The organism is Variovorax sp. M-6 (assembly GCF_052114385.1).
Lineage (GTDB): Bacteria > Pseudomonadota > Gammaproteobacteria > Burkholderiales > Burkholderiaceae_C > Variovorax.
The window spans coordinates 26,395-38,020 of record NZ_JBFREQ010000048.1 but is presented as its reverse complement, the minus strand read 5'-3'; the positions used below and the strand labels follow the sequence as shown (position 1 = coordinate 38,020).

12 protein-coding genes are annotated in these 11,626 nt (G+C 65.9%); 3 read left to right on the top strand and 9 right to left on the bottom strand.

The annotated features are described in order from the left end of the window. The 7 genes from AB4Z46_RS32485 to putA all read right to left on the bottom strand — a co-directional run. Positions 1–176: ATP-binding cassette domain-containing protein (locus AB4Z46_RS32485; protein WP_442287688.1), on the bottom strand; the 176-nt coding region annotated here is incomplete at its 3' end. A 32-nt stretch (positions 177–208) separates the two neighbouring features. Beyond that, positions 209–892 (bottom strand): amino acid ABC transporter permease, encoded by a 684-nt coding sequence (locus AB4Z46_RS32480; protein WP_442287686.1) that lies wholly within the window; start codon positions 890–892, stop codon positions 209–211. A gap of 8 nt (positions 893–900) precedes the next feature. Continuing rightward, the gene (locus AB4Z46_RS32475) at positions 901–1,632 is read right to left on the bottom strand and encodes an amino acid ABC transporter permease (RefSeq protein ID WP_442287685.1); all 732 of its coding nucleotides are present in this window, start codon (positions 1,630–1,632) and stop codon (positions 901–903) included. A 36-nt stretch (positions 1,633–1,668) separates the two neighbouring features. Next, on the bottom strand, positions 1,669–2,562 hold the full coding sequence (locus AB4Z46_RS32470) for a transporter substrate-binding domain-containing protein (RefSeq protein ID WP_442287684.1): 894 nt from the start codon (positions 2,560–2,562) through the stop codon (positions 1,669–1,671). A 66-nt stretch (positions 2,563–2,628) separates the two neighbouring features. Then, a complete protein-coding gene (locus AB4Z46_RS32465) occupies positions 2,629–3,948 on the bottom strand; it encodes an NAD(P)/FAD-dependent oxidoreductase (RefSeq protein ID WP_442287683.1) in 1,320 nt (439 codons plus the stop codon). 114 nt (positions 3,949–4,062) lie between these two features. After that, positions 4,063–4,908, bottom strand: coding sequence for a pyrroline-5-carboxylate reductase (gene proC / locus AB4Z46_RS32460; protein ID WP_442287682.1), 846 nt, complete (start codon positions 4,906–4,908; stop codon positions 4,063–4,065). Positions 4,909–5,020: 112 nt separating this feature from the next. Next, on the bottom strand, positions 5,021–8,794 hold the full coding sequence (putA, locus tag AB4Z46_RS32455) for a trifunctional transcriptional regulator/proline dehydrogenase/L-glutamate gamma-semialdehyde dehydrogenase (protein WP_442287681.1): 3,774 nt from the start codon (positions 8,792–8,794) through the stop codon (positions 5,021–5,023). A gap of 190 nt (positions 8,795–8,984) precedes the next feature. On the opposite strand from putA, the gene AB4Z46_RS32450 reads away from it, so the two are divergent. Together AB4Z46_RS32450 and AB4Z46_RS32445 are read left to right on the top strand one after the other, a co-directional pair. Further along, the gene (locus tag AB4Z46_RS32450) at positions 8,985–9,830 is read left to right on the top strand and encodes a VOC family protein (RefSeq protein ID WP_442287680.1); all 846 of its coding nucleotides are present in this window, start codon (positions 8,985–8,987) and stop codon (positions 9,828–9,830) included. Positions 9,831–9,836: 6 nt separating this feature from the next. Then, entirely contained in the window at positions 9,837–10,073 is a 237-nt protein-coding gene (locus tag AB4Z46_RS32445) for a tautomerase family protein (protein WP_442287679.1), read from the top strand. A 37-nt stretch (positions 10,074–10,110) separates the two neighbouring features. Here the strand turns inward: AB4Z46_RS32445 and AB4Z46_RS32440 are convergent, their stop codons facing one another. Next, on the bottom strand, positions 10,111–10,350 hold the full coding sequence (locus AB4Z46_RS32440; RefSeq protein WP_442287678.1) for a hypothetical protein: 240 nt from the start codon (positions 10,348–10,350) through the stop codon (positions 10,111–10,113). A gap of 215 nt (positions 10,351–10,565) precedes the next feature. On the opposite strand from AB4Z46_RS32440, the gene AB4Z46_RS32435 reads away from it, so the two are divergent. Beyond that, entirely contained in the window at positions 10,566–10,964 is a 399-nt protein-coding gene (locus AB4Z46_RS32435; protein ID WP_442287677.1) for a hypothetical protein, read from the top strand. A gap of 64 nt (positions 10,965–11,028) precedes the next feature. Here AB4Z46_RS32435 and AB4Z46_RS32430 read toward each other — a convergent pair whose 3' ends face one another. Beyond that, the gene (locus tag AB4Z46_RS32430; protein WP_442287676.1) at positions 11,029–11,436 is read right to left on the bottom strand and encodes a hypothetical protein; all 408 of its coding nucleotides are present in this window, start codon (positions 11,434–11,436) and stop codon (positions 11,029–11,031) included. Positions 11,437–11,626: the final 190 nt, after the last annotated feature.

Here is an 11,626-nt window from a genome sequence, read left to right as displayed (position 1 = left end):
GTGATCTCGCCCTTCTGGAAGGGCTCCAGCGCGTTCACGGTCTTGATCAGCGTCGACTTGCCCGAGCCGGAGGGCCCGCAGACCACGACCACGTCGCCCTTGGCGATGTCGACCGAGCAGTCGTTGAGCACCTGCACCGGGCCATACCATTTGGAAACGTTCTTGATTTCAATCATCTTTTCGGACATCTCAACATCTCATTGCGCCCTCAGCGGACGATGGCGATCCGTCGCTGCAAGCGCCGTACCAGGCGCGACAGGACGAAGCAGGCGACGAGGTAAACCGCTGCCACGGCCAGGTACATCTCGTGCGGACGTCCGTCCCGCTTGGCGACGAAGTCGGCGGCGCCGAAGAAGTCCTTGATCGAAAGCACCGACACGAGCGATACGTCCTGGAACAGGACGATCGTCTGGCTGAGCATGATCGGCAGCATGTTGCGAACGGCCTGCGGCACCACGACCTGGCCCATGAGCGTCCAGTACCCCATGCCCAGGGCGCGTCCGGCAGCGAGCTGTCCGGGCGGTATGGATTGAATGCCCGCACGCATGATCTCGCAGAAATAGCAGGCCTCGAACAGCACGAACGTCACGACGCACGAGGTCAGCGGACTGATCTCGACGGGGTGGTCCGCGCCGATGATCCAGGCGGCGATGTAGGGAACGAGGAAGTAGAACCAGAAGATCACCAGCAGCAGCGGCACCGACCGGACGCCGTTCACGTAGCCGCCGACGATCCGCGACAGCAGCTTGAAACGCGAAAGGCGCGCGAGCGCAAGGAGCGTCCCGAGGACGGCGCCGCCGACGGCGGCGATCGCGGTCAGCTTGAGGGTGAACCAGAACCCCTGGACCAGATACGGCCAGGAGCGGCGCACGACGTCGAGATCGAAGTCCATGGTGTCCCCTAGCGTCCGGCCCGGCCGGCGCCCGGAATCTCGACGCGCCGCTCGACCACGCTCATCACCTTGACGATGGCCAGGTTCACGCTCAGGTAGATCAGCGTCGCGACCGTGAACGCCTCGAAGATCTGGAACGTCATTTCCTGCATCGTCCGCGTCGCCGCCATCAGCTCGACCACGGCGATGGTGAACGCGACCGACGTGTTCTTGATGATGTTCAGGAATTCATTGGTCAGCGCCGGAAGGATCTTCCTGACAGCGACCGGGATGAGCACGTAGCGGTAGACCTGGGGACCGCGCATTCCGAGCGCGCGGGCGGCGTTGAACTGGCCCGACGGAATGGCCTGGATGCCCGCGCGAACCTGTTCGGCCACACGCGCCGACGTGAACAGGGCGAGGCAGAGAATGGCGGCCACCACGTTGTAGCGGTCCCACTCCTTGAGGGCTGTCGCGAGGCGCTCCGGGAGCAAGTCGGGTGCGACGTAGAACCAGAGGAACATCTGGACGATCAGCGGGATGCTTCGCAGCACCTCCACATAGGCGTCCGCGAAGCGGGCAACGGCTCCGGCCTTCAAGGTGCGGGCAATGCCGATGGCCGTGCCGACCAGAAGGGCCAGGACCCAGGCCGAAAGTCCGACGAGGAGCGTCCATCCCAATCCGTAGACCAGCGTGATCGCATAGGACGTGGTGCCGTCGGACGACGGCCCCCAGAGAACAGACCAGTTCCAGTTGTACATGTCGGACTTTCGATGCGAGGCAGAGCGGCCCGGGCCTTACTCGATGCCGCGGTCGTTGGGGTTGGCCAGGACCTCGCTCAGCGACTTCGTCATCGGAAAGTTCAGGTTCACGTTCTTCGGAGGGATCGGCGACTCGAACCATTTCGAGTAGATCTTCTGGTAGTCGCCGCTCTTGGTCAGTGCCAGCAAGGTCTTGTCGACCACCGCCTTGAACTGCGGATCGTCCTTGCGCAGCACCAGGCCGTAGGGCTCGGCGCGCAAGGCATCGTCGATGATCCTGAAGTCGGCGGGTTTGGTCGAATTCGCCACCATCGATGCAAGCAGGATGTCGTCCATCACGAAGGCTTGCGCACGGCCCGTGCTGAGCATCAGGAAAGACTGGGCATGGTCGGGGCTGACGACCTTCCTGGTTTCGAACTTGTGGTCCTGCTCGTACTTCGTGAGCAGCGGAATGGACGTCGATGCAGCCGTCAGTGCCGCCGTCTTGCCCGACAGATCGGCGAACGTCTTGACGCCGCCATCGGCCTTGACCACGGCGCGGATGCTCGACACGAAGATCGTGTTGCTGAACGCGACCTGCTTCTGCCGCTCCGGCGTGTTGGTGGCCGGACCGCAGACGATGTCGACGCTTTGATTCTGCAGCAGCGGAATCTGGGTGCTCAGGTTGACCGGGCGATACACGACCTTCACGTCGCTCTTCTTCAGTTCGGCCTTGACCGCATCCACGACTCTGGCGCAGAGGTCCATGGCGAAGCCCACCGGCTTGCCGTCATCGAGCAGATAGGAGAAGGGAACCGACGACTCGCGATGCCCGATGCGGATCTCGCCGGTTTCCTGGACGCGCTGGAGCGTGCCGGTGGGCGTTTGCGCTTGGACGCCGACGAGCGACGCGAGGGCGCAGAGGCCGACCAGATGACGAACTACTTTCATTGCAGACTCCTGAGGGGCAAGCGCCCGTTGTTGACGTTGAAGAAAAAAAAGATGGGGCTGCGGCGCTCAGCGCGAACGCGCGTCGATGCGGTCGCGCATGCCGTGATAGCGGGTCGCGACGGCCACGCCGAGATGGCGAAACGCATGAAACGCAAACGACTTCATGGGCGTCGGCCGCAGGGGCATTTCATTGGCCTCCCGCCCCAGCAGTCGCTGGGCGAGCAAGGACCCGATCGCGGACGAAATGGCGATCCCCCGGCCGTTGCATCCCAAGGCGCAGATGACGCCGTCGGCGGTCTCGTGGATGTGCGGGATGTGGTCCTTGGTGACGGCGAAGTAGCCGCTCCATGCGAAGTCCCACTCCAGCGGGCCCAGGTGCCCGAACATCTCGGCCGCCGCGGCGTGCAGGCGCGGCACGATGGAGGAATGGTCCAGGGTCGCCGTGGCGCCCGAGCCGCCCATCACCAGGCGATCGTCGGGGGAGATCCGGAACGAAGTCAGCAGTCGCCGCGTGTCTGAGGCGCATTGCCGGCCCGGCAGGATCGTGTCCAGCATCTTCGGCGGCAGCGGCGCGGTGGCGACCTGCGCCGTGCGCACGGGCACCATCGAGCGACGCAGGCCCGGCACCAGGTCATCGGCATAGGCTGCCGTGGCAACGATCACCTGGCGCGCGCGAACGGTCTTGCCGCCCGGACATTCGATCGACCAGGTCGAGCCTTCGCGCTTCATGCCCAGCGCCGGCGTGTAGACATGAACCTGGGCGCCCAGCTTCAGCGCAACGCCGGCGAGTCCGCGCGCATAGGCCAACGGATTGATGCTGCCGCCTCGCCGGTCGATCCAGCCGGCCCGGAAGATCGAAGTGCCCAGCACCTGCGGAAGCGTTGTCGTTTCCAGCATCTCCACCGGAGCGCCGCGAGCGGCCCATTGGGCGTGGCGGTGCTGGATTCGCTGGACGCCGGTTGCCGTGTAGGCCGGCTGGATCCAGCCGTTGCGGACCGGGAAGCACTGGATGTCGTGCCTGGCGATCGTGTCGAAGACGAAGTCGGGCGCACTGCCGCCGAATTCGGCCAGCCGCTCGCCGGTGTCTTCGCCGAGATGCGACTTGAGTTCATCCGGATCCCACTTGAACCCGGGAATCACCTGCCCGTTGTTGCGGCCCGAAGCGCCCCAGCCTGGCTCGGCCGCGTCGATCACGATCACATGGCGTCCGGCCTCGCGCAGCGTGATGGCGGCTTGCATTCCCATGAAACCGCCGCCGATGACGGCAACGTCGGTCTCCACGTTGCCGCGCAGGGATTCGCAATGCGGCAACGGCGCAGCGGTGAGCCTCCAGGCGGTGTCCGGAAGGACGGGCCGTTCTCCGGCCAAGCGGGCAGTCTTTGTCATGATTCCGATGGTTGCTTGGCTCATTTGCGAATTTCCAACTGGCTGTCCGAATGCAATACATGATCCAGGATTGGATCCAACTAGTTTCCTAGGTTTGCGCCTGATTGGCAACTCTTAGCCCTTTGGGGCGCTCCCGAATTCGCGCGAGATCTCGCCGGCACGCGCATGGGCGGCGCGGACCGCCGATTCCAGTGCCTTGGCCGTCTGCTCGCGATCGAGCACGGCGAGCGCGGCTTCGGTGGTGCCTCGTTTCGAGCTGACGTTCTGGCGCAGGGTCGCGAACGCGGCGTCGGTGGCGCCGGCCTGTCGAACCGCGCCCGCGGTCGTCCTGAGCACCAGCTCGCGCGCCTGGGCGCGGCTGAATCCAACGGCTTCGGCCGCTGCCTGGAAGGCTTCCATGAAATGGAAGACATAGGCCGGGCCGCTGCCGCTCACCGCGGTCACCGCGTCAAGTCTTTCGTCCGATTCGACCCAGAACGAATAGCCCGTGGTGGAGAGGATCCGCGTCACCAGCGCGCGGTCGGCGTCGCCCACGCCATCCAATGCCGCGACTCCCGATACACCTGCGCCGACCAGCACGGCCGTGTTGGGCATCACCCTGACCACCCGGCGCGAGGACGTCCACGCTGCGAGGTCTTCCGAGCGGACGCCCGCCGCAATGCTGATGTGCAGCGCGGCGCCCAGAAAAGGAGCGGCTTGCCGAACCGCCTCTTCCAGGACTTGCGGCTTGACGGCCCAGACCACCACGTCGGCGGCCTCGAGTTCGACGCCGGGCGCCTTGGCCGTTCGAACCCCCAAGGCGCTCTGGAGCCTGGCGCGCTGCGCATCCATCGGCTCGATCACCAGCATCTGCGATGCGAGCCATCCGGCGCCGATCAAGCCACCCGCCAGGGCGGAAGCCATCTGCCCGCCGCCCACGAATGCAAGTGACGGTCTGCGGGAGGGTTGGAGTTCGGTCATCGACTTTTCTCAAAACGAAGGGAGGGAGGGATCGAATTCTGCGGTGAACGAGGCTGAGCTTTTGTGGGTTGTCGGCATGGCCGGCCGAGTTTTTCACTAGCTTCCAGGTCTTCTATCCGATGGTCATCAAGCTGGCGTTGCCGCCCGCAGCGGCGGTGTTCACGCTGAGCGCGCGCTCGATGACCAGCGCCTCGAGCGGGATGTCGGTGGCGCCCGGTCGAAAGGCCCTGACCCCCACGATGGGCCCGTCTCGCTGCGCCACGCGGCGCACCACCGCCGCGAGCGCATCCGCGTCACCGTGATGCAGCAGCGCGTCGAATGCCACGGTGGGCGCGGCCCAATCCTGGGCCATGACGATGGATTGCCGGACGGTGGCAGGAAGCGCAGCGAGCAAGGCATCCGTGCGCTCGCCCGCGGGCCAGAGCGCCGTGCTGCCGGCGGCCAGCACTGCCGCGAGTTGCGTCAGCCGGTCCGCATCGTCGTCGGCCAGGCAGAGGACGGCATGGCGCGGAAGCAGGGTGTAGACGTTGCGCTCGCCGGTCGGACCGGTCAGCGTGCGCGCCTGGCCGCTGCGCGTGAGCCGCTTGAAGCGGCTGCACGCCTCCGCGAGGGGGGCGTTGCCGGCTTGCGAAGCCCATGCCGCCAAGGCGTCGAGCGCGGGCTTGCCGGCCCGCGCTTCCACGCTCGGCGCATGGCCCGGATCCGCGTCGTCGAATGCGCGCGCAAGCGCGTCCTGCGGCCGTTTCGCCAGCATGCGGACCATGTACAACGGGCCGCCGGCCTTGGGGCCGGTTCCCGACAGCCCCTCGCCCCCGAACGGCTGCACGCCGACCACGGCACCCACCATGTTGCGGTTGACGTACACATTGCCTGCATTCGCTGCCTCGACGACCTGCGAAATGGTCTCGTCGATGCGCGTATGAACGCCCAGCGTCAGTCCGTAGCCGGTGGCGTTGATCTGACCCAGCAGCGCGCCGAGATCGCGGCGGCGATAGCGGACCAGGTGCAGGACGGGGCCGAACACTTCGCGCTGGAGTTCGGAGAGGCTGTCGAGCTCGATGAGCGTCGGCATGACGTAGGTCCCGTGCCGGGTGGCGTCATCCATCTCGCGCCCCTGGCGGTAGACCGCGCGGCCCTTGTTCCGCAGGGTCGAGATGTGTTGCTCGATGCCGGCGCGGGCTTCGGCATCGATGACGGGGCCGACGTCCACGGCCAACTTCGAGGGGTTGCCGACGCAGGCCTCCCGCATCGCACCCTTGAGCATGTCGACGATTCGATCGGCCGCCTCTTCCTGGACGCACAGCACGCGCAGCGCGGAGCAGCGCTGACCTGCACTGTCGAAGGCGGACGCCATCACGTCCGTCACCACCTGCTCCGCGAGCGCCGACGAGTCGACGATCATCGCGTTCTGGCCGCCCGTTTCGGCAATCAGCGGGACCGGCTCGCCGCCCGTGCCCAGTCGCTGGGCGAGCGTCTTCTGCAGGATGCGCGCGACCTCGGTCGACCCGGTGAACATCACGCCCTGGACGCGCGGGTCGGCCACCAGCGCGGCGCCGACCGTCTCGCCGCGCCCGGGAAGGAGTTGCACGGCCGCAGGCGGGACGCCGGCCTCCCACAGCAGGCGAACAGCCTCCGCGGCCACCAGGGGTGTCTGCTCGGCCGGCTTGGCGAGGACCGGATTGCCGGCGGCCAACGCCGCGGCGACCTGCCCCACAAAAATGGCGAGGGGAAAGTTCCAGGGGCTGATGCAAACCATCGGGCCGAGCGCACGGTGCGTCTCGTTGCTGAAGTCGCTGCGCGCCTGGGCCGCGTAGAAGCGAAGGAAGTCCACGGCCTCCCGCACTTCCGCGATCCCGTTGGGGTAGGTCTTTCCGGCCTCGCGCGCCAGAAGACCCAGCAGGCGAGGCATCCGCGACTCCATCAGGTCCGCCGCCCGCTCGAGCAGTTCGGCGCGCCGCGCCGGCGGCGTCGCGGACCAATCGCCGGCGATGCCCCGGGACTGGTCGAGCGCCCGGTCGACGTCCGCGACGCTCGCGTCCCTTGTCTTGCCGACCACGTCGCGATGATCCGCCGGATTCACGACGGGCTGCCAGGTGTCGGTCGCGACTTCGGCCCGCGTCGCCGGGGAGAGCATCGGCGCGGCGGTCCACTGTTCGCGCGCGCTCTGCGCCAAGGCAAGTCCGAGTTCGTGCAACGACTCTTCGTTCGAAAGGTCGAGCCCCTTCGAGTTCGGGCGCAGCGGGCCGTAGAGATTCGCCGGAAGCGGAATGGATGGATGGGGCTTCCCCACGCCTCCTTCCGCCAGCGCCATGCGCTCGACCGTCACCACCGGATCTTCCACCAGGCTGTCGAGCGAGATCGTCGGATCGGCGATCCGGTTCACGAACGACGTGTTGGCACCGTTCTCCAGCAAGCGCCTCACCAGATAGGCGAGCAAGGTCTCATGCGTGCCGACAGGTGCGTAGATGCGACAGGGCCGTCCGAGCTTGCCCGCCTCGACCGGTCCGACGACTTGCTCGTAGAGCGGCTCGCCCATGCCGTGCAGGCACTGGAACTCGTACTGTCCCGGACGGTAGGTCGACGGATCCGCCATCACGTAGATGGCCGACAGCGTGTGCGCGTTGTGCGTGGCGAACTGGGGGTAGACGGCATCCGGTGCGTTCAGCAGCCTGCGCGCGCAGGCGAGGTACGACAGATCCGTGTAGGCCTTGCGGGTGTAGACGGGGTAGCCTTCCTGCCCGTCGATCTGGGCGCGCTTGATCTCGCTGTCCCAGTAGGCGCCCTTCACGAGCCGGATCATGAGTCGATGGCGGCTGCGGCGGCCGAGGTCGATCACATGGTCGATGACGCGGGGGCAACGCTTCTGGTACGCCTGGATGACGAAGCCGATGCCGTCCCAGCAGGCCAGGGCAGGTTCGAAGCACAATCGCTCGAGCAGGTCGAGGGACAGCTCCAGGCGGTCTGCCTCCTCGGCGTCGATGTTGAGACCGATGTTGTACTGCTGAGCGAGCAGGGTGAGATCGCGCAGCACCGGATACAACTCGGTCATCACGCGCCGGTACTGGGCCCGGCTGTAGCGGGGATGCAGCGCCGACAGCTTGATCGAGATGCCGGGACCCTCGTACACGCCGCGTCCGTTCGAAGCCTTTCCGATGACATGGATGGCCTGTTCGTAGGCGATGCGATAGCGCTCGGCATCGTGCGCCGTCAGCGCGGCCTCGCCGAGCATGTCGTAGGAGTAGCGAAAGCCCTGCGATTCGAGCGCCCTTGCCTGATCGACGGCCTGCTGGATCGTCTCGCCCGTCACGAACTGCTCGCCCATCATGCGCATCGCCATGTCGACGCCCTTGCGGATGAGCGGCTCCCCTCCCTTGCCGATCAGCCGGGTCAGGAGCGTGGACAGCCCGGACTCGCTGTGTGTCGCGACCAGCTTTCCGGTCAGGAGCAGGCCCCAGGTCGCCGCGTTCACGAACAGCGAAGGACTGCGCCCCGTGTGGGACTGCCACTGCCCGTGCGCGATCTTGTCGCGGATGAGCGCGTCGCGCGTGGCAGCGTCCGGAATGCGCAGGAGCGCCTCCGCAAGGCACATCAACGCCACGCCTTCCTGCGAAGACAGCGCATATTCCTGGAGCAGCCCCTGGACCAGTCCCGTTCGGCCCGTCGCTGCCTTGCGCGTGCGAAGCTGCAGCGCAATGCGGTGGGCCAGTGCCCCGGCGTCGCGCGCCTTCCCGTCCGGAAGACGGGCCTCTTCGAGCAGAACGGGCAGCACGCTTTCCTCGGGCAAGCGGTAGGCGCTGGTGATCTGGCGCCTCAGTGACGACGGTTCGGCCAGGCCGTCGGCGAAGGCATCGAACGGCTGGGAGGGAGCGGCAGCAAGATCTGGCATGAGAACCTTTGTGGTGACATATTGGATATTGCCGCCTCATTTCCTGAATTACTGTTCGAAAACTCGACTCTTCCACGAACAACTCACTAGGCAAGGCGATCGACCGTCTCGACGTCTCCGTGGCCGACTGCGCCGACCAAGTCTTGACACAATATCCGAGATTGGATCCAATGCGGTTTCAGGAGTTGAAATGACAGCAAAAGTTGGAAGAGTCGACCACCCGGTGGTCGCAGTGCACGATCTCGAAGAGACCCGCAAGAAGTACCAGAAGCTCGGCTTCGTGGTGCCGCCGAGCGGCCGGCATCAGGAGTGGGGAACGGCGAATGTCTGCATCATGTTTCCCGACGACTACCTGGAGATCCGCGGCGTCGGCGACCCCGACAAGTTCCTGGCGGGGCTCGACAAGTTCCTGGTGCACGGCGAAGGATTGAGCGGCGTGGCGTTCAACGCCAAGTCGGCCGTGGCGAGCTATGAAGCCGGCCGCGCGTCCGGCCTGGGCATCGCGCCGCCGCGTCACCTGAATCGAAAACTGGTGCTCGAAGACCGCACGCTGGACCTGCATTTCGAGACCGTGATGCTGGAGTCCGACCTGTACCCCGGCCTGACGCATGCGAACCTGTGCGAGCACCTGACCGCGGACGCACTGCGCCAGCCCGACTGGCTCGATCATCCCAACGGCGCACTGTCGTTCGGAAGACTCGTCGGCGTCGTCACGGATCTGGACGGCGCCGAGTCGGCCTACCACCGCCTGCTCGGGCCCGAGAACGTTCGCAGGGAAGCGGATCGGATCTGGCTCGACTTCGGCGAGGGCGCCGACGTGGAGCTGATCACTCCCCAGGAAGCCCAGGATCGCGGCGACGCGCAACCTGCGAGAGGCGAGGCATACATCGCGTCGGCAACGATCCTGGTGAAGGATCTCGAGCAGACGGCCCGGTTGTTCGATGCCAATCGGATCGGCTTCCGTCGCCGGGGCGAATCCCTGGCCGTCGAACCGGCCGATGCCTGCGGCGCCCACCTTTACTTCAAGCAAGCCTGACCGCTTGTGAATCAGACGTCCCCTCGGGACACACACTCGAAAGAAACTCAAATGCCTGTCATCAAGGTGGAACTCTCCGCGGGTCGCGCCCAGGAACAGAAACAGAAAGTCGCCGACGACATCACGAGGTCGATGGTGGACCATTGCGGCTGCACCCCGGAATCGGTGCATGTCGTCTTCGTCGACGTGAAGCCCTCCGATTGGGCCGTGGCCGGCAAGTTCCTGGGGCAACCCACGGCCTGATCGGTCGTCATCGGACGGGTACGGCTTCTTCGGCCGGCTACTGCAGCCACCGCAGGTTGGCCCAGAACCTGTCGCCATACCGGGCCGCGCCGAAGCCGCAGGCGAGGATGGAACACGCCACCAACAGACAGGCACCGAAGGTGCTCAGCGGCCACAGCCTGATGCACAGGCCGAGGCCGACGACGAGGCCCAGCAGCGCGCCGCAGCCGAGCCGCACCTTCATCTCGAAAGCATCTACCTGTCTGCCCACCGCCGTGGGGCCTGATTCGATCTTCATGTGTCGCTGACCCGCGGGTTCTGCAATGGCTGCGCGCGCCTCGCGCAGCCATGTCGAAGGCAGCATCGTATCCGCGCTCGCCGGCGCCGGAGAGCCAAACACACCAGTTCGACTATTTTTTCTTCGGGAAAGTCCCAGCGAAATTGCGCCGTCCGCAAGCTCCAAGTGTTGCGGCGACGCAATAGCACGACAGGACCCACGGGCTACCATGACCCATGGGCTGCACGACCTACCTGGAAGCCGAACTGGACCTCTACTTCGCATGGCTCGCTCGGTTCGAAGCCGGCGTGCCACGTGCACACGACGTCGTCTCCAACTGGTACACGAGCGGAGTCCTCCAGGCCTACACGCGCTACTCGTGGTTCAAACCCTCGACACCTGGAGAAGCCGCCCTCTGCCTCGCAAACATATCCATTGCCGACGACTGCAGGGGCCAAGGTTGCTTCGCAAGGTTCGTCGAGCGCTTCAGCGACGGAAGCGACGGCTTGCGAGCGCGCGTGCTGTACCTCGAGAACATTGCGAGCCCGAGGTTCGAATGCTGGCTGCTTCGGGTGGGATTCCAGCGGTGCCCCTATGGCGCCGGCGAGTTCTCGACCTACTACCTCATGCGATAGCGCGGCGCCAAAACCCGAGTACTTCCCGATGCGCGGCAGGGTCTTGACGCACGCCGCGTAGTCGTCATTGCACCGACGCGGCAGGCGCAGCGCCAGCGGAACCCGAGGCAGCGCCACGGGCAGGACCGGCAGCTTCCTCTTGGCTGAGCGGCCGGTAGATGCACGTCACCGCTCCGGTCGTGATGACCACCGAATAGCGAAGGTCGCAGTTGACCGCGGCGAACAGCACCGGCAGCTGGGCGTTGCCGAAGCTCTCGGGAAAGAAGCCGACCTTCTGGCCGACGGCGCAATCGTTGACGGTGCGCCACTGCTTGGTCTCGCAGATCTTGCCCTGGTTGATGGACTCGGCTGTCACGGGCGACGCGCTCGGCGCGGCCCGCGAGGCGTCCTTGCGATCCGAGTCCTTGCAGGCAGCGAGTGCCAGGATGGAAGCGACGACCAGGGACGAGTGGAGACTGCGACGGAGATTCATGGGAAACGTCTTGTTGTGGTGGCGAGCAGTGATGGTTCAGGCGCCCTGCCGTGCGCGAGGGCCAGGGCAAGTGAGGCGCTTCCTTCCGTTATCGGCACGCCATGGCACTTTCTGAAGGGCCCGTGGCGCGTGAAATCGGAGTAATGTGGGGCGCCCTGGCGACACGTTGCCGTCATTCAAAAGTCACAGG